Annotated in this window: 14 protein-coding genes, 13 tRNA genes and 1 rRNA gene; 4 read left to right on the forward strand and 24 right to left on the reverse strand. The window is 54.7% G+C overall.

What is annotated here, in order from left to right; all coding sequences use genetic code 11:
- Positions 1-33: 33 nt before the first annotated feature.
- Together MKY64_RS22995 and MKY64_RS23000 are read right to left on the reverse strand one after the other, a co-directional pair.
- Complete coding sequence (locus tag MKY64_RS22995) at positions 34-5,019, reverse strand: DUF4132 domain-containing protein (RefSeq protein WP_340955973.1); 4,986 nt, start codon at positions 5,017-5,019, stop codon at positions 34-36.
- A 13-nt stretch (positions 5,020-5,032) separates the two neighbouring features.
- Positions 5,033-5,452 (reverse strand): hypothetical protein, encoded by a 420-nt coding sequence (locus tag MKY64_RS23000; RefSeq protein WP_076078831.1) that lies wholly within the window; start codon positions 5,450-5,452, stop codon positions 5,033-5,035.
- A 212-nt stretch (positions 5,453-5,664) separates the two neighbouring features.
- Between MKY64_RS23000 and MKY64_RS23005 the strand changes: the two genes are divergently transcribed.
- Together MKY64_RS23005 and MKY64_RS23010 are read left to right on the forward strand one after the other, a co-directional pair.
- A complete protein-coding gene (locus MKY64_RS23005; RefSeq protein ID WP_036731217.1) occupies positions 5,665-6,417 on the forward strand; it encodes a 3'-5' exonuclease in 753 nt (250 codons plus the stop codon).
- A gap of 240 nt (positions 6,418-6,657) precedes the next feature.
- Positions 6,658-7,422, forward strand: coding sequence for a MerR family transcriptional regulator (locus tag MKY64_RS23010; protein ID WP_340955976.1), 765 nt, complete (start codon positions 6,658-6,660; stop codon positions 7,420-7,422).
- A 61-nt stretch (positions 7,423-7,483) separates the two neighbouring features.
- Here the strand turns inward: MKY64_RS23010 and MKY64_RS23015 are convergent, their stop codons facing one another.
- From MKY64_RS23015 to rbsK, 6 genes are all read right to left on the reverse strand, one after another.
- Positions 7,484-8,044: a PepSY domain-containing protein gene (locus MKY64_RS23015; RefSeq protein ID WP_340955977.1), complete on the reverse strand. Its 561-nt coding sequence runs from the start codon at positions 8,042-8,044 to the stop codon at positions 7,484-7,486.
- 116 nt (positions 8,045-8,160) lie between these two features.
- Positions 8,161-8,763: a PepSY domain-containing protein gene (locus tag MKY64_RS23020; RefSeq protein ID WP_340955979.1), complete on the reverse strand. Its 603-nt coding sequence runs from the start codon at positions 8,761-8,763 to the stop codon at positions 8,161-8,163.
- Entirely contained in the window at positions 8,760-10,127 is a 1,368-nt protein-coding gene (locus tag MKY64_RS23025; protein WP_340955981.1) for a sensor histidine kinase, read from the reverse strand. The genes MKY64_RS23020 and MKY64_RS23025 overlap by 4 nt, the downstream gene beginning before the upstream one ends.
- Positions 10,124-10,816, reverse strand: coding sequence for a response regulator transcription factor (locus tag MKY64_RS23030; RefSeq protein WP_340955982.1), 693 nt, complete (start codon positions 10,814-10,816; stop codon positions 10,124-10,126). Before MKY64_RS23030 ends, MKY64_RS23025 begins: the two co-directional genes overlap by 4 nt.
- A gap of 174 nt (positions 10,817-10,990) precedes the next feature.
- Entirely contained in the window at positions 10,991-11,755 is a 765-nt protein-coding gene (gene aroD / locus MKY64_RS23035; protein WP_340955984.1) for a type I 3-dehydroquinate dehydratase, read from the reverse strand.
- Between the two features lie 323 nt (positions 11,756-12,078).
- Positions 12,079-13,017, reverse strand: a complete 939-nt coding sequence (gene rbsK, locus MKY64_RS23040) for a ribokinase (protein ID WP_340955985.1) — start codon at positions 13,015-13,017, stop codon at positions 12,079-12,081.
- A 292-nt stretch (positions 13,018-13,309) separates the two neighbouring features.
- On the opposite strand from rbsK, the gene glgP reads away from it, so the two are divergent.
- On the forward strand, positions 13,310-14,926 hold the full coding sequence (gene glgP, locus MKY64_RS23045; protein ID WP_340955986.1) for an alpha-glucan family phosphorylase: 1,617 nt from the start codon (positions 13,310-13,312) through the stop codon (positions 14,924-14,926).
- Positions 14,927-15,274: 348 nt separating this feature from the next.
- A complete protein-coding gene (katA, locus tag MKY64_RS23050; RefSeq protein WP_340955987.1) occupies positions 15,275-16,729 on the forward strand; it encodes a catalase KatA in 1,455 nt (484 codons plus the stop codon).
- Between the two features lie 196 nt (positions 16,730-16,925).
- Here the strand turns inward: katA and MKY64_RS23055 are convergent, their stop codons facing one another.
- The 16 genes from MKY64_RS23055 to rrf all read right to left on the reverse strand — a co-directional run bounded on the left by MKY64_RS23055 (position 16,926) and on the right by rrf (position 20,962).
- Positions 16,926-17,768 (reverse strand): hypothetical protein, encoded by an 843-nt coding sequence (locus MKY64_RS23055; RefSeq protein WP_051478491.1) that lies wholly within the window; start codon positions 17,766-17,768, stop codon positions 16,926-16,928.
- 175 nt (positions 17,769-17,943) lie between these two features.
- On the reverse strand, positions 17,944-18,897 hold the full coding sequence (locus tag MKY64_RS23060) for a helix-turn-helix transcriptional regulator (protein ID WP_036731198.1): 954 nt from the start codon (positions 18,895-18,897) through the stop codon (positions 17,944-17,946).
- 508 nt (positions 18,898-19,405) lie between these two features.
- A tRNA-Gly gene (locus MKY64_RS23065) sits at positions 19,406-19,476 on the reverse strand.
- Between the two features lie 17 nt (positions 19,477-19,493).
- A tRNA-Pro gene (locus tag MKY64_RS23070) sits at positions 19,494-19,567 on the reverse strand.
- 132 nt (positions 19,568-19,699) lie between these two features.
- Positions 19,700-19,776, reverse strand: a tRNA-Arg gene (locus tag MKY64_RS23075).
- A 10-nt stretch (positions 19,777-19,786) separates the two neighbouring features.
- Positions 19,787-19,861: transfer RNA gene (locus tag MKY64_RS23080), tRNA-Gly, on the reverse strand.
- Positions 19,862-19,868: 7 nt separating this feature from the next.
- Positions 19,869-19,952, reverse strand: a tRNA-Leu gene (locus tag MKY64_RS23085).
- A gap of 16 nt (positions 19,953-19,968) precedes the next feature.
- Positions 19,969-20,044 (reverse strand) — tRNA-Lys (locus MKY64_RS23090).
- A gap of 26 nt (positions 20,045-20,070) precedes the next feature.
- A tRNA-Gln gene (locus tag MKY64_RS23095) sits at positions 20,071-20,145 on the reverse strand.
- Positions 20,146-20,240: 95 nt separating this feature from the next.
- Positions 20,241-20,318: transfer RNA gene (locus MKY64_RS23100), tRNA-Asp, on the reverse strand.
- A gap of 4 nt (positions 20,319-20,322) precedes the next feature.
- Positions 20,323-20,399 (reverse strand) — tRNA-Met (locus MKY64_RS23105).
- A 32-nt stretch (positions 20,400-20,431) separates the two neighbouring features.
- Positions 20,432-20,507: transfer RNA gene (locus MKY64_RS23110), tRNA-Val, on the reverse strand.
- Between the two features lie 20 nt (positions 20,508-20,527).
- Positions 20,528-20,602: transfer RNA gene (locus MKY64_RS23115), tRNA-Glu, on the reverse strand.
- Between the two features lie 23 nt (positions 20,603-20,625).
- A tRNA-Ser gene (locus MKY64_RS23120) sits at positions 20,626-20,715 on the reverse strand.
- 3 nt (positions 20,716-20,718) lie between these two features.
- A tRNA-Asn gene (locus MKY64_RS23125) sits at positions 20,719-20,794 on the reverse strand.
- Between the two features lie 51 nt (positions 20,795-20,845).
- A 5S ribosomal RNA gene (rrf, locus tag MKY64_RS23130) occupies positions 20,846-20,962 on the reverse strand.
- Positions 20,963-21,048 lie beyond the last annotated feature (86 nt).

The following is a 21,048-nucleotide window of genomic DNA, read 5'->3' on the forward strand; positions in this document are numbered from 1 at the left end:
ACGCTTAGCCATTACCACTTACTGCACAGCCGCTCATCTGCTCAGCTGTACCAGAATCTGCGGGTCTTTGATCTTCGTATCATCAGCGAGCAGCACGACCTTGGAGAGTACCTCCGCTGTACGCGGGTCCTCATCCAGGAACGGCAGGAACAACCGCCCCCGGTGCTGCGAATGCACCGGAATAATGGACAGGGCGCCCGCGGCCTGCTTGTACGCCTGGCCGCTGCCCAGATGCACAGCATACTCGCCCAGTGTACCGTCAATCCGCGCATAATTGCCGTCCAGCCGGACGTTCTCGATCTTCAGCAGCCGCAGTGACTCGCTGACGATGACCCGGCGCATCTCTACAGTCGTCAGGCTCGCTTCCGGATCGACGCCCCCGACATGAGCCACGCTAACGACCAGATCCACATCCCGCATCACCTCCGAGAACAGCACTGGCGGCACCTGATCCAGCGGCACGCCCTTGTAGGTCTTCCGGTCGAAGAACTGCACCGTCTCCAATGTCGGCGCTTCGGTATCGGCCGGTGAGAACCAGTCCGCCATGGCATAGAGCCGGACGATCAGGTTCTCGGCATAGAACACCTTCTGCAGCCCTTCCTCATAGCTGACCGTCCACTGCCGCCCCTTCAGCAGGGCGACTGTCTTGCTCGGCTGCACCTGATGGCCCGCATAACGGCGGGACAGCACGCCATGGGCCAGCTCATCCTCATTCGGCAGATACAGCTCGCGGAAGACCTGCTTGAACGGCTGGCGGAGCTGACGGTCGAACAGATCCTTCTGGTACAGGCTCCATTGTCCGCTGCGGTATAGATCCAGCGGATGGGCAATCCGCAGCACAGTCTCCCCGCTCAGGGCCGTGGATTCACCCGCAGGACTTACCAGCGCCCCCTGATCCGCATCGTAATATCCCAACGCATCGCCGCTCATCAGCACTAGCTTGCTAATCAGCGGTGCCAGCACCGGATTCCGGCTCAGCCCGGCAATCTCTGCCGGCGTGAAGCCGCTGCCGGACTCCATCGACCGCTCCAGTTCAGCCCGGGCGCGCCGGAACTGCCCGGTAAGCTCGCTCTTGGCCTCCTTTAGCGCTTCAATCCACTCATGCTTCTTGAATCGTGCGGGCACCGACTTCAGCGCCTTCCCCTTGCTGGTCACCACATAATCGCTTTGCCCTTCTTCGTCGATACTAAGCGAGACGAAGGTCTCTGCGTCCAGCTCATACGGCTCGAAGTATGCAGCATAATCATCCAGCTTGCGCGCCTCCATATCCCAGATCAGGCGGGTAACATCGGCATATCCGGCATTGCGCGCCAGGTTGCCAAGAGCAATCTGTACGGCCTGGCCTTCGCTGGCGCGGCGCTGTGCGCCGAACTTCTTGCTCTCCGCCAGGAAGCGCTGGATGAACTCATAACGCACGCGGATATCCTGCTCGCGGTCTTCTCCCAGCGGAATCAGACTATAGCTGAGCAGATGATCCTTGCCCCGCTTCTGCTCCACAGACTGCTTCATCTCTTCCAGGTTCAGCTTGCCGAGCGTGGCGTCGGCGAACAGCTGGGAACGGCGGTGGTTCGCACCGGCAGAGATGTACTTGGCACAGTCATAGAGCAGCTCGAACCGCTCTTGTCCAAGCTCCTTGTAGGCGGACTGGAACCAGTTCACATCGAAGGCGCCGTCGTTGAACTCCTGCGGCGTGATCGGCGAGTAATGCGCCACCACCGTCTCTTTTTCGGCCGAGAAGCTCTCGTTAATGTGGGCGTGGAAGTACCAGGCCCCGCTGCGAAGCCCTTCCCAGCCCAGGTATTCGGCAATGATCTCGATCCACTGCGGGGCGTACATGGCGGCTTCCAGCAGCTTTTGATCGGACAGCTTGTACTCCTGCAGCAAGGTCTTCAGGAGCTCCGCATTATCGCCCTCACGCGGATAACATACCTTGAGCAGATGGCTGAAGGACTCCTTCTTCGTAATATTGTTGCCATAGCCATACACGTACCCGCGCACGAAGGTATCCTTGTTCAGCCCTGACAGGATACGGATACAATACTCCAGGCCCTCTATCCGCTGTAGCCCCATCGTCATGCCGGTCACCTCAGTCGGCAGGTCGCCGCGTCCCAGCTCAACCGCCAGCAGACGGTCGATGATCCGTGCACGCAGCGCAACCATCTGCGGACTGTCTTCAATCCAATCATATCTGCGTGAACTGATCCAGCTCATATGGTTGCGTGCATCCTTACTCAGCAGCAGCTCTTTAAGCAGCGTCTCTTCGCGGATGATTCCACCGGTGAAGGCCTCAACGTAGTGCTTCAGTCCGATGATGCTGTCCCGCTCTTCGCCTCCGCTGATCCCCTCGAACCGGTAGCAGGTACGGAACATCTCCTTGAACTCCTCTGCTCCGTTCCATAGCTTCTGCACCATATCGACCCACGGATCAGCCAGCACAGACAGGAAAGGCCAGTCCGCCGCAAGCTTCTCCTCCGGGAACGCAGACATCAGCGCATTCACCGCACCATTCACTTGGCGGAAGCCCTCCGGGCTTTTGTGGTCCGCGCGGTACGCATCCAGCAGCGTCTCTACCTGCCATCTGTACTTCAGCTTGTCTACTAGCTTCAGCACAGCCTCGATCTGCTCCAGCGGGTAGACCTCTGACGCGAACTCCTTGCGCCACCCGGATAGCAGCTTCTGCTTGCTAAGTTCCTTATCATCAATTCCTAAGGTGTCGTAACCGTCATAGTTATCCAGGGTCTCATCCAGCTCTTCCAGGCTGATATAGAAGTTCAACTCTATCAGATCCCGGGCGCTCCAGCCGCTCTTGTCCCAATATTCAGCCCATGCTTCATGCAGCGGGTACTGTTCGAGGGCGGATTTACCACTCTCCTCATCGTTAATTAAGTACCCCTGCAACGGTCTGAGGTTAGTGCCGATCAGCACCGTGTCCTTATACCCGCTGTAATACTCAACCTCGTACTCTACGTCGCGGTGCTTGTGGATCGTGTTGTCCAGTCCCTTAAGGAATGTCTTGATCTGCTCCAAGGACAGCTTGAACACCTGATCCCAGGCGAATCCGTCAAGTACAGGCCCCTGAGTCAGCCACTCCTCCGTCTGCTGCGGATCGAACAAGCCGAAGCCGTTAGCCTTCGTATACTCATTCTTCTGGCTCAGCCTCGCGATCAGCTCGCGCTCCTGGTCGGAAGGCTTCTCCAGCGCCTCCGCCAGCGGACGGACCGCTTCAAAGAGTGCCTGCCGCTCTTCATCCTGGAACAACACGGTCATAATCTCCAGCCCTGCCTGCCGCTGCAGGGCATTCTTGCCCTGCACCAGTCTGTGGACGGACTCCTTCAGCGCTTCATCCGGCTGATTCAGCAGCATCCGGGTCACGCTCTGCCGTAGCGTACCGGTCTTAAGCTTCAGCAGCCCTTCGGCCATCAGCAGCTCATCCTCCGCCAGGGTCAGCCCCTGCGCCAGGTCCAGCGCCAGCTCCCGGTTCTTGATACTCTTGTCGGAGAGGCTGGCGAAGATGAATTCGCGCTGCACAGTATCCTCCGTATGCTGCACGAAGTAATTCAGCAGCTCCCCACGTATGTCCGTGCTGAGCTTGTCCTTCAGCGCCAGCAATTCATTCACCCAGGCCGGGTCCATATCATAGGAGATCAGATAAAGCATCTTTTGGACCGGCAGATCACGGGTGTAGTTGACCTGCAGGAAATCCAGCACCTTAGAGGTACCGGTCAGCTCCCGGCTGTCCGGATTCAGGAAGATGTCCTTCAGCAGGCTGAAGTCGCGCTGCCGCTCGCTTTTATCCTCAAGCTGCGGGCTGGTTACGACCTCGATCTTCGGCCCATTATCCTTCGGCCCTCTCCACATCCGGTTATAATCATAATTATAATTCGTCAGAATCCAGTACAGCAGCTCCGGCTCTTGCTCCTTCAGATACTTCCGGGCGCTGCTCAGGCGCACCTCCCGGTTCTGGCTGCCGGAAAGTACATACTCTGCTACAATCTTCTGGTAGGACTGGCCCTGTTCCATCAGGACATCCACCTTGCCGCTCAACTCATTCTCCTCATAGACAGCCGTCCCCCACAAGCTCAGGTAGACATGGTTGGCATTCTCGCTGGTCAGCCAGTCAGCCCGCAGCGCTTCATCCGTCAGCACCTGATAGGCTCCTTCAATCAGTTGCTTCGCCACCCGCTGGTTCTGGGCTTCCAGACCCATCCCCGTCCATACGCCCAGGGCACGCACCACCGAGCTGTAGCGCACGAGATCATTGTCCAGAATCACCTTCAGCATGTACAGGTTGTTCTCTATCGTCCCCTCATCCATCGTCTCCATAATGGACTGGCGCAGTCCCTCCTGCAGCCGGGCAGCCAGCAGCAGCTCGCCAATCATCTGAACAGCGGCCTGGTTACGGCTGAGGAATGCACCCTTTATCATATTGCGGCTGAGCAGTGCCCCCTGGTTGTCCCCGTACACCGCATCCTTAAGCAGCTCCTCCATCCCGCTGCCGCTGCGGTCCAGCTCATAGGCGACTACATCGGGAACGGCAACATCTACACGGTAAGAGATACTGTAATCCTTTTCATAATCCCCCTTCAGGTACTCCGGCAACGAGAGTTCAATTAGCTCCATATAGATCAGGGCATTGATTTTCCGGAGGATCTGCATCCGGTGCGCCTGAACCTCCCGGGTCCGGAACGGCCGGCGCAGATACCCTATGGAATAAGGGTACTCCACTGCATGCTTAACTATGTAACGGGCAAGCTCAACGGTATGTGTGCTGTACAGCTGCTGCATGATCCCCATCAGCGGCTCCCAGTATCCGGTAAAATCAGCCTGAGCCGCCGCAGCGCGATCATCCATGATCACAAGGAAGCGGTCCAGCGAATCTTCCCCTTCATGAAGGTAGCGGTTCTTGCTGAACTCCGCGAGCAGGCCTGCCAGCTCCGCGCCTTCCCCCTTCAGCCCTTTGGCTTTGTTCTCAACATCCGCGTACCACTGAGTCTCCCACTCTGCATTTCCGATTTTCATCCTGTCATCTCCCTCACCATAGTCTTCCTGCCAGCATCGTGAACCGGATCAGCGTCAGCTCATCGCCCTCTTCGAGCCTCAGCGGCTCATCCAGCGCGGAACATTCCGCTTCCTGCACGAATACCTTGTACAATCCGTCTTCGTAAGCAAGCAGTGCCGCAGCCGTAGCCTGCTCTACCTCAGGCTTCGTCTCACCGTACACCGTACCGAATCCGACCTTGCCGTTATCGCCCTGCTCCGCAATTTCATTTGCGGTCAGGTAAGGAATTAGTTCTCCCCGCTCCTGCCGCTCCAGCATCGCCTGCACCTGCCCGGCTACAATCTCAGAAATCAACGCGCGCAGCGTCTGCGGACGGTCAGCAAGCAGCAGCTCCTTACGCTCCAGCACCGGCCTGCGTTTGCCCAGGCTTTTGACGGTTACATACAGCTTCATGGCCTTCCCTCCTTACCTCAATAGCTCTATTCGACAGATTATCTAGTTCATTACCCGATTTCCTAGAAATCAACCCGTTCCCCCGCCGAAAATTCAAATTTGTGCGGATACAGAGCATCCGGTATCTGTACAGCTCTTTTTTTGCTAAAATAGAAGGGTCGGCGCATTTCCGTGCAATCCTGGCGCCAGTCACTGAAACGGAGGCATTACCTGTGGATTATATTATTCTGGACATCGAATTCAACGGCCGCAAATTTGCCAGCGAGCATCCTATGGAGGTCATTGAGATCGGAGCGGTCCGGTTAGACGCTTCATTGCAGGTTAAGGATGAATTCTCAGCCTTAATCAGACCCATATACTTCTCCACCCTGAATTCATTCATCAAGAAAAAAACCGGCATCCCCCAAGAGGATATCGACGTCGCCAGCCGGTTCCCGAAGGTCATTACCGCCTTCAGAGCGTGGCTTGACCAGAGCGCTGACGGCGTGCTGCTCTTAACCTGGGGCGGCGAGGATATGAAGCGGATTATCCAGGATGTGCGGATGCACAAAATGGATGATGCCTACTGGATGGAGGCCACCTACTTCGATCTGCTTAAGGGCGTCCTGCGCGCCCGCGGCCTCAGTAACGACATCAGCGTCGAAGGGGCCATGGCCCTCTTCGGCCTGGAGCCTTCCGGCTCCGCCCACCGCGCGCTGGACGATGCCAAGATGACGGCGGAGATCTTCCGCGCAGTCTTCAGCGAGCTGGACTTCGGCCGTTCCCAGCACTATGTCGATACCTTCTCGAACGCAAGGGAACGCAAGACGGTTAAGATCGCCATCAAAGCCATGACCGCCCAAAAAATCGTCCCCACCTGGGAGCTGGTCGCCGAGCATTACTTCCCTGCGGAGGATGCCTTGGCGGACCCCCGGAAGCTGGCAGAGCTTAAGGCGTATTTCACCGCCCAGCTTAGCAAGAAATAACCCCATATGCCCGCGCAGCAGCGGCAATCTCCCGAGGCATAGCCTGGGCGGTTGCCGCTGTTTGCTTTTCCAGCACACGGTTACCCGCCCTGCTGTCTGGTTATTATACAAATTAAGAGTTGACCTTGCCGTTACGTCAAAGTATACAGTTAGATCTGTAAGCGGCCGCTTACCCGGCGGGAACGCCTTGAACCCGTTCTCTGCTGTATACGCCAAGACAGATTGGAGGCAGATTAGACCATGGAATATACGGTGCAGAAGCTGGGGACACTCGCGGGGATCAGTGCACGGACCCTGCGGTATTACGATGAATTCGGCATTCTGAAGCCAGCCAGAATCAGTTCCTCGGGATACCGGATCTACGGCCAGACTGAGGTAGACCTGTTGCAGCAGATTCTCTTCTACCGGGAACTGGGCCTCGGCCTGGAGGCGATCAGAGATATTGTCCATTCGCCCTCCTTCGACGGCGCCCGCGCCCTGCGCGAGCACCATGACCAGTTGCTTCAGCGGAGACAGCAGCTGGACCGGCTCATCGCGAACGTCGAGCAGACCATTGCACACACAGAAGGGAGAAGTCCAATGAGTAATCAGGAGAAATTCGCAGGCTTCAAGCAGAAGCTGATTGACGATAACGAGCAGAAGTACGGCCAGGAGATCCGGGAGAAATACGGCGCGGAAGCTGTGGAGCAGTCAAACCGCAAGCTCAGCCATATGACGGAGGAGCAGTACGCTGCCCTTCAACAGCTGGAGGCCGATATGTTCGCGTCACTGGAGCAGGCGATGGAGGAAGGCGACTCGGCAAGCGAACTGGCGCAAAAGGCCGCCGATCTGCACCGCCAGTGGCTCAGCTTCTATTGGGATACGTACACCAAGGAAGCCCATGCAGGCGTAGCCCAGATGTATGTCGATGATGAGCGCTTCACCGCTTATTACGACCAGCGCCGCCCCGGCATGGCCGCGTTCCTGCGGGATGCAGTGCATGTGTATACTGGAGCGAAGCAGTAGACGTAATCGTTTGGCATAGCAAAGAGGCTGCCGTTCAATCCGGCTGCCTCTTTTTTACATATCAATCATCATCCTCGTCGGAATCCGTATCGGTGTACACAACCTTGGCAGTATACGCATCGACACCTACTTCTGTCTTGACCTGCCCGTTCCTGACTTCAACCTCATAGACAGCTCCTCCATGGTCCCGGTCCAGATCAATCTCGGTGACCGTCCCCTTCACAGCAGCTTGAGCCACCTCAGCCGCCTTGCCTGCGGTAATCAGCTTGCCGCCTGAGGCCGGAGCTGCCTTATGAGAGTCATCATCGTCTGCATCCTTGCGCACACTGATCACTTTTCCCGAATAGGCATCTACCCGGACATCTATCTCCTGCTTGGTCTGCTGAATTTCGATATCGTAATACGTGCCGCTGGCCTTCTTCTCCAGATCGATGCTCTCCACCTGTCCCGGAGCTGCCTTCAAGGCAATCTGCTCGGCTTTGCTTACACTAATTAACGTTTTGCTCTGACTCTTCGCGGATGCGGCTGCATCTGCCGTACTGCCCTTCAGCTCGCCTATACCATAAGCGCCTCCGAGAATAAGTGCTGCCGCCGTGATACTGCTCCATATCTTTGTCTTCAATGTTAACTCCTCCTAAGTTCATTCTTCGCTGCTTCATGTAGTAACTATAACGCTACAATCTGAGAGAACAGCGGGAGCAACATTAGAATTCGCTGAGAAAAAAGTAAACAGATACCCTAGGAATCGTCTCCATCAGGCTCATCCCAGGTCACAGACATAATATGGCCCGAGATTGCGTTGACCTGGACTACGGCCTCCCGTCCGTCTGAAGTATGAATCTCCACCAGATAATAAGCGCCTGCCGCATCAATTCCCGTATCCACATCGTCCAGTTCCCCCGGTACCTCACGCAGAGCCAGCCTGACAGCCTCCTCTTCGGAGACTACGCTCTGCGCTGCCGGGGTAGGTGCTGGTGACGGGGTAGCATCAGCTCCGCCAGATGGAGCTGGAGTAACGGCAGACGTAGGCTGCACCGCCGGTTCGTCCACGCGCTTCAGCAGCACGATGGAGAGAATCTCGCCGGTAACTCCGTCCAGCTTCAGCTCATACCGTCCTTGCTCCGTCTGAAGCACCGCTATATAAGCTCCGGCTTGCAGCTTGAGACTGTCTACCTTACCGGGATATTCGCTCAGCACAGCCAGCGTAGCCTGATCTCTGGATAACAGCGGCTCCGAATTTTTCCCGAATATCCGGAAGGCAACCCAAGCCAACAGCAGGAAGACCACCATAGCTATGACTACCTTGTACATTTTGCTCTTATTCCTTGGATGCTGCTTCATTGTCCACCTCCCCTGCGGTCCGCAGCCATGCGGATCGTCACCGAGGTTCCCAGGCCTACCGTACTATCCATGGACAGCTCCGCTCCGATCGCCCCCGCGATCTCTGCGGCTAGCGACAGCCCCAGGCCTGCCCCTCCGTTCTCACGGGTTCTCGCCTCATCCACTCTATAGAAACGGTCGAATATCTTCGGCAGCTCCTCCGGCGGAATTCCAATGCCGCGGTCGGTAATCACAATCATCCGTTCCTGCCCGGCAGCCTCAATACGCACGGTTATCTGCTCATCGCTGTATTTGCGGGCATTGTCCAGGAAGATGAACAGCAGCTGCCGGAGCTTCGCTTCATCGCTGTAGCCTTCGGGTGACCCTTTGACCTGAACCGTGACCTCTCTCCCGTACGCATTATGAAAAGCCTTCGCCGAAGAACGCACCAGCTCCTCCAGATCCATCACCTTCAGCTCCAGATCCCACTGCTCCGGGTGCTTCGCCAGCAGCAGGAGCTGCTCCGTCATTTCCTTCATCCGCACAGCCTCGGAATGGATGGCCTCAACCGATTCATCGAACAGCTCCGGGTGATCCCGCCCTCTGCGCTTCAGCAGACTGGCATAGCTCTCAATAACCGTCAGCGGTGTGCGCAGCTCATGGGAGGCATCCGACACGAATTTCTCCTGCTTCACATAATTGTTCTCTAAGAGGCCTATCATGTCGTTGAAGGTATGCCCCATCTCCACCAGCTCATCCTTCGAGTGTGCTTTCAGCGGAAGCCTGCGGAATTTCCCGCTGCGCTGAATCTCCCGCATAGTCGCCGTCATTTGGACGATGGGCCGCATAATCAGGCCCGACAACAGGCGGCCGGAGAGCAGCAGCGGAAGCAGCACCGCAAGCGTAGCGCCTGCAAGGACCAGCCGCAGCACCCGCAAGGTATCCATCGTGCCCTCCAGACTTTTGGTCATCTGGACATTCAGGACGTTCCCGTCCGTCCAGATGACCGGAACGCTCACGAACGCATACAAGCGTCCGTCCACCCTGACCCGCTCCGCCTGCTTCCCGGAATGGTAGACTGGCTTCAGCCGGCTGATCTCCTGCCCCGAGGCTGAGGTGACCGGCGCCGGTCCGCCTCCGTCCACAGTGAGCAGCCGCAGCATTCCCTCCACCGGCACATATGCCCGGAGCAGCTCCGGTGCCGTTACCCCGTCTCCCGCTTTTCTCATCGCGGCAGCAATTCTGGCTGTCTCGGCAGATGCCTGCCCGAGCTGGCTGTCTAGTGACATCCGGCTGAACACGCCGTAGATGAACAGATTCATGAGGATAAGCAGCACGGCGAACAGCACGCTGGAATACAGATGAATGGTGCTCCTCAGCTTCATGGGGCATCCTTCAGCACATAACCAACGCCCCGCACGGTATGAATCAATTCAGGCTGGTGGTCCAGCGTAATTTTTTTGCGGACATAGCGGATATAGACATCCACAATATTCGTATCGCCGTAATAATCGTATCCCCAGACGGCAGCCATGATCTGTTCCCTGTTCAGCACCTGGCGCTTATTCTTCAGCAGGTAGACCAGCAGGTCGAACTCCCGGGGAGTCAGCTCGATGCTCCGGCCTGCACGCTTCACCTCCCGTGTAGTTTCGTTCAGCTCCAGATCCTCTGCCATCAGCAGGTTGACGGCTTCCTCTCTCCTCCGCCCCGAGGCCAGCCGCAGCGCAGCACGGACACGCGCCAGCAGCTCCTCAATTTGAAACGGCTTCGTAATATAATCATTGGCCCCAAGGTCCAGACCTGATACTTTATCCTCTACCGAGCTTTTGGCTGTAAGCAGCACCACCGGCGTATCGGGATCACCCGCCCGGATTCGCCGCAGCAGCTCTATGCCGCTGAATCCAGGCAGCATCACATCCAGCAATAACAGATCCGGCTGCTGCTCCTGGTACATCTCCAGCCCCTGATGGCCGCTCCCGGCAATGGACACACGGTATCCCTCGCATTCCAGCTCAATCTGCAGCAGACGGGCAATTCTCACCTCATCCTCCACCACCAGAATCAATTCTGTCATCGGCGCTCCGCCCCTTCTACTTGGTTGCCTCCATTGTAGGGCATGGGCAGCTACAGTTTCAAACTCCGCCCGCTATTTGCTATCTCTCTATATGCAAAAGGGTGCTTCCACCGTAATACCGGCCGGAAACACCCCTGTCTATCCCCATTCCTGCTGCGTCTGAACCGGCAGCCGCTACAAGCTGCGGTGCAGCAGTTCCAGCACACCGCGCAGCTCTGCGACTGCCACCTGCCCCGGTGCCGAAGGCTTATGCGCCGCACCGAAGGTCAGCGCCGAGCCGAAGATCTCCCCGGCCAGCCGGCTGATCACGCCCTCCCCGGCCATCGACATCGTAATGATCGGACGGTCCGCATACTGCTTCTGCATCCGGTTCGTCGCCGCCAGCAGGGTCAGCACATCGGCTGGCCCTTGCGGCATTACGGCAATCTTCGGCAGATCGCCGCCCAGCTCCTGCGCCCGGCACAGCCGGGAGACAATCTCATCCTCGGACGGCGTCCCGTCGAAATCATGATTCGAGAGAATCACGAACACCGCCTGTCCATGCGCTGCTGCAATCAGTCTGCGGACCTCTGCTTCCTCTTGGAACAGCTCCACATCCACAATGTCCACCAGCCCGCTCTCTACCGCCGCCTGGATCAGCCGGAAGTAATAGGCTGAGGAGATTTCCTTCTCGCCGCCTTCCCTGGCGCTGCGGAAGGTGAAGATCAGCGGAATCTCCGGCAGCAGGCGCTGGATGTCCTCCAGCACCTGGGTCACGGCATTAATATCTTCCACCTCCGTGAAGAAATCACTGCGCCATTCCACCACATCCGGCGCCAGTGCGATTAGCGCCTCAGCTTCTTCACGCAGCTCCGTCCGCGTCGTTCCGACCAGCGGAACACAGATTTTGGGCATCCCTTCTCCGAGGGTTATATTCTTGACGGTTACTGTACCGCTCAAACGTGTCAGCTCCTTAGCGGACCCGGAGTCTCAGAGCTTCCTCTGATGCTCCCCGCTTAATTTGTCTGTTATATAAAACGCACTTAAGGTTTGAACTCGAAGCTTGGTCGTCGCTGCGGTGAACATTTGGACTTCCGGCCGCTGTTGTCAACAGATTTCTTTGATTTTTTCCCGCTATTCGCGGATGAAATCCGTTGACAAAGGCGGACGCTACCGCTCCTACAGTTCCAAATTTCCCCTCCGCTTCTTTTTGCTTTTCGTTAATTTCTTAGTGCGTCTTATATACCATCTGCTTCCTCTATCACACACGCAATCTACTGGGTCTACAGGTCTTGTGGCTCTGCATTAGCAGCTGTCCGCAGGAACTGCTCCACCTCTTCCAGTCTGGGCAGAGAAGCAATCGCCCCCGTCTTGCCCACCGCCAGCGCACCGACAGCATTGGCGAAGCGGACTGCTTCCTCCAGCGTCCTGCCGCAGGTCAGCTGCCAGGCCAGCGCCCCGTTGAAGGAATCTCCGGCTGCCACCGTATCTACCGCTTGCACAGGGAACCCTTGGACATGCCGGCTTCCGGCAGCGTCCACGATTAGCGCCCCTTTGGACCCCAGCGTTACAATGACGTGCCGTACCCCTTTTGACAGCATTATCCGGGCCGCACGCTCTGCATCCTCCACACTCTCCACAGCGATACCGGCCAGAATCCCCGCCTCTGTCTCATTCGGAGTCAGGTAGGTAATATGGTGCAGCAGCTCATCGCTCAGCGGCTGGGCCGGAGCCGGATTAAGAATCACCGGAATCCCCTGCCGGTACGCCAGGACTGCCGCAGCCTTGCACATCGCCAGATCCGTCTCCAGCTGCATCACCACGATCCCGGCTCCGCTGATCACTGTCTCAAGTGCTTCAATATCCTCCGGCTTCATCTCCACATTCGCGCCAGGCACTACGATGATCCGGTTCTCACCGGACCCGTCGACCACAATGGAAGCCACCCCTGTAGCCTGGGATTCACTTAGCGAGATATACTCGGTATGAACCCGCTCCTGCTCCATAATCTCCAGCAGCCCGCTGCCAAAAGCATCCTTTCCCACTCTGCCGATCATCGTCACATCCGCGCCCAGCCTGGCCGCCGCAACGGCCTGATTGGCCCCTTTTCCGCCCGGAGACAGAGCGAACCCCTGACCGAACAAGGTCTCACCCGCCTCCGGCGCGCGCTCTGCCCGCACGACCATATCCATATTCAGACTTCCAATTACGACTATACTCAATCCTTTACACCACCACTTGGTTTATTGTTTGCTTTATGGTTTAGATGAAGCTTGTACATTTTTACTCCCCTTATCTTATGGCCTTCCGGCAGGTTTATCAAATTTTATTTATCGGCTCCGCAGGCAGCCAGTTGTCACCGAAACTCCGCTGTGCTTTTTAAGAATAAGTATGCTAGAATGATGGTGCAATCGCTTCCAGAGCCCGTCCTGCCTCATGGGGCAAACGTTTGCATCTTAGATACAGCCTGCAGCAACTCGTTATTATCTAAATCGCATTTAGGAGGCTTATCACGTGAGCGAGAACCATTTACCGTCAGTAGCTTATTTCAGCATGGAGTATGGACTGCATTCCGATTTCAAAATGTACGCCGGAGGCCTGGGCATTCTGGCCGGAGATTACATCAAGGGCGCGCAGGATATCGGGGCACCCATCATCCCCATCGGACTCAAATGGAAACAGGGCTACACGGACCAGAAGATTGATGCGGACGGCAACCCCTACGACTCTTACCACAACTATGTGTACGACTTCCTGGAAGATACGGGTGTCAAGGTCACGGTAAAAGTCAGAAAGACCGATGTGGTCTGCAAAGTGTGGAGAACCGACCATTTCGGTAATCGTCCGCTCTATTTGCTCGACACTGATATCCCGGAGAACAGTGATGCCTGGATTACCGGCCAGCTCTACGGCTGGTTCGGGGAAGAGCGGATAGCCCAGGAGATCGTGCTGGGCATCGGCGGCGTCAAAGCCATGCGCGCTCTAGGAATTAAGATCGATGTCTATCACTTCAACGAGGGACATGCGGCGCTCGCTGCAATCGAGCTGATCCGGGAGAAGATGTCCGGCGGCAGTACCTTTGAAGAAGCCTGGAAGGCTACACGGGAAGAGGTTGTGTTCACTACACATACACCGATTAAGGAAGGCAACGAGACCCATCCGCTGGACCGGCTGGAGTACATGGGTGCATTCAATGGCCTAACCCGTTCCCAGATGGAGCGGATTGGCGGGGAGCCGTTCAATATGACCGTCGCCGGTCTAAGGCTGTCGCGGATCTCGAATGCGGTCGCCCAGCTTCATGCCGATACTGCCAACAAGATGTGGAAGGAAGTCGCCGGCAGATCCGAGATCATCGGCATCACCAATGCGATTCACACCCCTACCTGGGTAGATGAGCGGATGACCCGTGCTTTTGAGGAGGGCGGCGACCTATGGGCCGTGCACAAGGAGATCAAGCAGGAGCTGATCAGCTTCATCGAAGAACGCTCCAGGATCGCCCTGAATCCAGAGCATCTGCTGATCGGGTTCTCCCGCCGCGCCGCTCCCTACAAGCGCAGTGACTTGATCTTCTCCCAGCCGGACATTATAGAGCCGTACCTGGAGAGCGGCAAGATTCAGATTGTGTTCTCCGGCAAGGCGCATCCGCTGGACGACAACGGCAAGCGGATCGTCAGCAACCTTGTAGCCATGATGCGCAAATATCCGAAGAGCGTAGTCTTCCTGGAGAACTACGATATGACCATCGGAGCCCAGCTGACCCGCGGCTCTGACATCTGGCTGAACAATCCGCGCAGACCGCTCGAAGCCAGCGGAACCTCCGGGATGAAGGCCGCCATGAACGGCGTTCTGAACTGCTCCATCCTGGACGGCTGGTGGCCGGAGGCCTGCATCGACGGCGAGAACGGCTGGCAGATCGGCGACGGCTTCGAGACTACCGACTTTGCGGTGCTTGACCAGCATGACAGCGATGCACTGTACGAGACCCTTCTGAACCGCGTCCTCCCGGTCTTCTATGAGAATCAGGCCAAGTGGGTGCAGATGATGCACCGCAGCATCGAGACCACCCGCACCGAGTTCGCCACCAAGCGCATGCTGGATGAATACTATAACCGTATGTATATCCCAAGCTAACTTACAGTAGTTTTTGCTCCTGTCACCCGCATCCAGTTGCTGCTGCTCCGTTACTGTTCACGAATCCCCCTCCTGTCCGCTGCTGCGGGCGGGAGTTTTTTAGGCCCTCCTGACATTTCCCATACCGCTACTTGTAGCTTCATCCGGCCTCATTATGCCCATCTTCACGCTGCTCTTAATGGAGCTTTATTTCTCACCCGCAGACCATCGCTCATATCATGAATCTATCTTCTCCCGCATACACTTAATTATAATAATTATAAAAAAGGATTGATTTTATTTAAATTCTTGCTATTATAATATTTATACTTATTCTAAAATCAAATCCTATACGAGGTGATTGTGTTCATGACCACAAACAATAACAACAAGCTAACGACAAGCTGGGGCGCCCCCGTAGGTGACAACCAGAATTCAATGACCGCCGGTGCCCGTGGCCCCGTGCTGCTGCAGGATGTCCATCTGCTGGAGAAGCTGGCCCACTTTAACCGTGAGCGTGTGCCTGAGCGTGTCGTTCATGCCAAAGGCGCCGGTGCCCATGGTTATTTTGAAGTCACCAATGATCTCTCCCACTATACGAAGGCTGCCTTCTTGTCGGGGGTCGGCAAACGCACCCCGATGTTCATCCGTTTCTCTACCGTAGCCGGGGAGCTGGGTTCATCCGATACTGTGCGCGATCCGCGCGGCTTTGCTGTGAAATTCTACACTGAGGAAGGCAACTACGACCTGGTCGGCAATAACACGCCTGTCTTTTTCATCCGTGATGCCATCAAGTTCCCGGACTTTATCCATACCCAGAAGCGCCATCCGCAGACCCATCTGAAGAACCCTAATGCCGTCTGGGACTTCTGGTCCCTCTCCCCCGAGTCTCTGCACCAGGTGACGATACTGATGTCCGACCGCGGCATCCCGGCTACTCTCCGCCATATGCATGGCTTCGGCAGCCATACGTTCAAGTGGGTGAATGCCGAAGGTGCAGCCGTCTGGGTGAAATATCACTTCAAGACAGAGCAGGGCGTCAAGAACCTCGATGTTAAGCTGGCTGCACAGCTAGCCGGGGAGAACCCGGATTATCATACAGAGGATTTGTTCAACGCCATTGATACTGGAGACTTCCCTGCCTGGAGGCTGCATGTCCAGATTATGCCTGTGGAGGATGCCGACACCTACCGCTTCGATCCATTTGATGTAACCAAGGTATGGTCGCAGAAGGATTATCCGTTGATTGAGGTAGGCCGCATGGTGCTGGACCGCAATCCTGAGAATTACTTCGCCGAAGTGGAGCAGGCTACCTTTTCCCCCGGCTCGTTCGTTCCAGGCATAGAAGCTTCTCCAGATAAAATGCTTCAGGGCCGCCTGTTCGCATACGGGGATGCCCACCGCTACCGGGTAGGAGCGAACCATAACCACCTGCCGATTAACCGGCCTATCGCAGAGGTCAACAATAATCAGCGCGACGGCGCGATGAATGCTACGAATAACGGGGGAGGCTCCGTCTACTACGAGCCCAACAGCTCCGGCGGGGCAACCGAGTCAGCGCCGCATAAAGCGGCTGCTTTTGAAGTCTCCGGCCAGGCGGACAGCGTGTCTTATGACCATGACGATCACTACACTCAGCCGGGTGACCTGTACCGTCTGCTCAGTGAAGAGGAGCGTGCCCGGCTCGTGAGCAATATTGTCGGCGCGATGACTCCAGTGGAGTCCGAGGAGATCAAGCTCCGCCAGATTGGCCACTTCTACCGAGCCGATCCGGAGTTTGGCCGGCGAATTGCAGAAGGACTGGGTTTGGCTGTAACAGAGTAACCTCTATCCACAGCAAAGAAGGGATAAGCATCGTCGCTTACCCCTTTTTTTGCATGATATGCAGCTTATATTTCCAGATTCATGAGACAGAGAGATTTTAGACTAGTGGCCTGCTCCGTGATTGTTAATAGAGATATTGCCAGAGGATGCGGATAAGTGGCCGCCTGCGCTTGCCGTTGTTACCACTACGCTTGCACTAATCAGCAATACGGCTGTTAATAACGAGATCGCCTTTTTCATCTTTTAAAAACTCCCTCTCTAAGATATTTTTCATTACATTTTGATAAGATTCTTGTTGTTCTGCGGTAGCATGGCTTCGGATATGTTCATAAAACGACACAATCTTCCTAAAGCCTGTCCCGTCATAAAGTTTACTACTTATTACCAAAATATAGAGAGTCAGATTAATTGCATCATGAATTTTCTCCCTTTTATACAAATAAATTGCACTAAGATGCATGTAGTCTATGTAGTATCTGATATCTTCCTGCTTCTCTCTGCAGCTTAGTTCCTTCAATGGCTCATTGAATTCATCCAGTACCCAGTCGATAGAAAAGTTGTACTTAATGGCCGATTCCAGCACAGTAATCAAGCAGGCAAGCAGTTCCTCCTGGTCCCCTGTACGAATGAATTCAACATAATCAGGGAGAACTTCAACCTTTCCTTCCAGCAGATCAATGACGAAGGTGTTGGCAATCGCAATGTTCCTGTAGTATTCCACTTCTACGGCAGCTTCCTGATCCACATCCGTGATCCAGCTCAAATCCGAATACAAGCCTATACACTTTCTTGATTCAGCGAGGTTACCGAGCTTTTGATAGGCAATCCCCTTCATGCACGCACTGTAGCCGAGATAATACGCTATATTTTTTTTCAAATAATACTTCTTTGCACCCTGTCGATGGGAGCCGTAGGTTAGAACTGCAAGTTCAAAGAGCTTGTCTGAAATCTCGAGAATTGCCGTCCAGTTCTCCCATGAGAACGAGACTTTAAGCATGTCTGTCAAAGAGTCTTCATTCATCCCATCCAGTTCCAGCAATTTCTATCTTGCCTCCTATCATTCCATTATATTCCAATAATAACCTGCTTCACCGCTCCGGTCAATTCATTCCCGACATATATATCTCTAAAAAAGCCTTTATTCTCCAGTTGAGCTATTCAATCTAACCTTTTCGACATTTTTATTCCATATTATGTAATATTGTAGTCTGCGGCTACTGCTGATACACATCCAGCCACTGCTCCAGCTGCTCCTTCAAGCGCTCCCTGGCCGACTCCGGCTCTAGAATCTCAGCATTCGGGCCATACTGCAGAATCCACTTGATGAACTCCTTCTCATTATTAACCGTGACTTCGAACAGCAGCGTTCCATCGCATTCTTCGCTCATCCGCGGCTGTACGAACAGCTCCTCTTCCTTAATGTAACGCGCCACCTCCGGATCGAACCGTACCTTGAACGTGACATTCCGGGTCCCCCGGTTGATCGACCAGGTATTTTTCAGATATTTTTTAATATTGAAATTTCCCTTATCAAAAGTGGAAGCCGTCATCTCGACCTGCTCAAACCGGCTGATCCGGAACGTACGAATTGCGCCCTTCAGATGGCAATAGCCAATCAGATAAAAGCGCTGATCCCGCGGGATCAGATAATAAGGATCAATCTTCCGCGCTGTAGTGGCGTTGCGTGACTGCGAGTGGTATACCGTCCGGATGCTGCGCTGCTCCAGAATGGCTCCAATAAGCGGCTGCAGGAAGTTCCGGCTCTCCTTGCGGTAGGCAGGGGTACCCATTTGAATAATATCCGCGATATTCTCCAGCAGACCATTCTGCCGCGATTTCTCCTTCAGATGAGTCCCCATCACCTTGTCATAAGCAGAATGAAAACCCGGCGGGATTCTATCCGGATTCAGCACAGAAGGCAGCAAAGAGAACGCCAGCGACTCCTGCTCCGAGAAATCCAGCGGATATAAAAAGAATTTGCCCATGAACCGGTAGCCCGTGCCTCTTCCCTCATTCGTAACCGGTGCAAAGTGGCTGATCACCTCAAGATCCCTGTAGATCGTTCTAATATTCACCTCGCACCTAAAGGCCAAGTCTGCTGCGGTAATCCCCGGGTTCGACTGAATGGCGTTAATGATTCTGAAAATCCGTATTACTTTGTCTGTCATAACAAATGCTCCTCAGCTTCCAAGTAAGTGTTGCCTATGATCCAATAGTCCAATAGTTATACTATATCAGTTCTATAGAAACATAACGCCCTCCCATACTATTGCAACATTCCAGCCCTTACAACAAAATCACCCTAGCGGGTGAATGATACTGGTGCCTCTATACCACTCGTATACGAAGCTCACTTTTCTCCATCTCTCTGCCTTCTGACGGCCATTTGACAACTACAGCCCTTAGCGCTCTGGCTCACAGATACTCTGAGTTCTATGTGTTCGGTTTTTCGATTACATTCGGCCTACGTGGCGCTCCCAGTCCAATTGTATTCGGTTTTTCGATTACATTTGGTCTACACGGCGCACCCAATCCAATTGTGTTCGGTTTTTCGATTACATTCGGTCATTCACCTTCCCTGCATCACATTGTGTTCTGTTTTTCGCATACATTTCCAAATAGCAAAAAAAGTCCGCCTTCCCCATAGGGATGACGGACTCACGTGATACAGATATAAGCGGGTGATGGGAATCGAACCCACGCTATCAGCTTGGAAGGCTGAAGTTCTACCATTGAACTACACCCGCATAGGTGAAATGAAATATCGGGATGACACGATTTGAACATGCGACCCCCTGGTCCCAAACCAGGTGCTCTACCAAGCTGAGCTACATCCCGTTAATAAAAATGGCGCGCCCTGAGAGATACGGATGCTACGCATCCGATTGCGAAGTTGTGCTATCGAAGCTTATGCTCCAACGAACTCGTTCGAATCTGACGGACACTTAGATAATTCAATGAAGCAATATATGGCGCGCCCTGAGAGATTCGAACTCCCGGCCTTTTGATTCGTAGTCAAACGCTCTATCCAGCTGAGCTAAGGGCGCAAAATCTATATGGAGCGGACGACGGGAATCGAACCCGCGACCCTCGCCTTGGCAAGGCGATGCTCTACCGCTGAGCCACGTCCGCAAAAACATGGTGCGCGTGAAGGGACTTGAACCCCCACGTCGTGAAACGCCAGATCCTAAGTCTGGTGCGTCTGCCATTCCGCCACACGCGCACACGTTACAAGAAAATGGTGAGCCATGAAGGACTCGAACCTTCGACACCCTGATTAAAAGTCAGGTGCTCTACCAACTGAGCTAATGGCTCTCATAAGAGAAACAATCCAAAAAAGATGGCTGGGGATATAGGAATCGAACCTATGAATGACGGAGTCAAAGTCCGTTGCCTTACCGCTTGGCTAATCCCCAATATTATAATTAGCAAAATACTACGGAATCGGATGGATACTCTATACTTCGAGATATAGGATGCTCAATCCCTCATGTCTTAATACCAATTAAAATGGCGGAACCGACGGGATTCGAACCCGCGATCTCCTGCGTGACAGGCAGGCATGTTAGGCCAACTACACCACGGTTCCAAATTGGTTGCGGGGGCAGGATTTGAACCTGCGGCCTTCGGGTTATGAGCCCGACGAGCTACCGGGCTGCTCCACCCCGCGTCATTGAACAAAATCTATTCGGTTAAGATAGATGGTGGAGGCTGAGGGGTTCGAACCCCCGACCCTCTGCTTGTAAGGCAGATGCTCTCCCAGCTGAGCTAAGCCTCCATGTATCAGTTCCAAAAAAATGGTGACTCGTATGGGATTCGAACCCATGTTACCTCCGTGAAAGGGAGGTGTCTTAACCCCTTGACCAACGAGCCATGCTGTGTAAAAAGTATTGCTACGGAGAGAGAGGGATTCGAACCCTCGAGACGCTTGTGGCGCCTACACGATTTCCAATCGTGCTCCTTCGGCCAAACTCGGACACCTCTCCATATGGCTCCCCGAACAGGACTCGAACCTGTGACAACTCGATTAACAGTCGAGTGCTCTACCAACTGAGCTATCAGGGAATATGTAACCAATCAGGGCAAAAAAAATACCACAATGTGTGTGGATGGTCCGCTTGGCGGCGTCCTACTCTCCCAGGACCCTTCGGTCCAAGTACCATCGGCGCTGGAGGGCTTAACGGTCGTGTTCGGGATGGGTACGTGTGGAACCCCTCCGCTATCGCCACCAAACGGGCATTTACAGCGTAAATGCTTCAGGAAATTGATTCCTGAAAACTGAATCCGAAACGAATCTGCGCTCGCCCTTGTTACGGGGC

Origin of the sequence: Paenibacillus sp. FSL R7-0210 (assembly GCF_038009085.1) — a bacterium.
In the GTDB taxonomy this organism is placed as follows: domain Bacteria; phylum Bacillota; class Bacilli; order Paenibacillales; family Paenibacillaceae; genus Paenibacillus_AQ; species Paenibacillus_AQ silagei.

Bases quoted from the DNA above. Each gene is read 5' to 3' on its own strand.
- MKY64_RS23000 (WP_076078831.1), bottom strand. From the start codon at position 5,452: ATGAAGCTGTATGTAACCGTCAAAAGCCTGGGCAAACGCAGGCCGGTG.
- MKY64_RS23030 (WP_340955982.1), bottom strand. From the start codon at position 10,816: ATGACAGAATTGATTCTGGTGGTGGAGGATGAGGTGAGAATTGCCCGT.
- katA (WP_340955987.1), top strand. From the start codon at position 15,275: ATGACCACAAACAATAACAACAAGCTAACGACAAGCTGGGGCGCCCCC.
- MKY64_RS23010 (WP_340955976.1), top strand. From the start codon at position 6,658: ATGGAATATACGGTGCAGAAGCTGGGGACACTCGCGGGGATCAGTGCA.
- MKY64_RS23020 (WP_340955979.1), bottom strand. From the start codon at position 8,763: ATGAAGCAGCATCCAAGGAATAAGAGCAAAATGTACAAGGTAGTCATA.
- MKY64_RS22995 (WP_340955973.1), bottom strand. From the start codon at position 5,019: ATGAAAATCGGAAATGCAGAGTGGGAGACTCAGTGGTACGCGGATGTT.
- MKY64_RS23060 (WP_036731198.1), bottom strand. From the start codon at position 18,897: ATGACAGACAAAGTAATACGGATTTTCAGAATCATTAACGCCATTCAG.
- MKY64_RS23025 (WP_340955981.1), bottom strand. From the start codon at position 10,127: ATGAAGCTGAGGAGCACCATTCATCTGTATTCCAGCGTGCTGTTCGCC.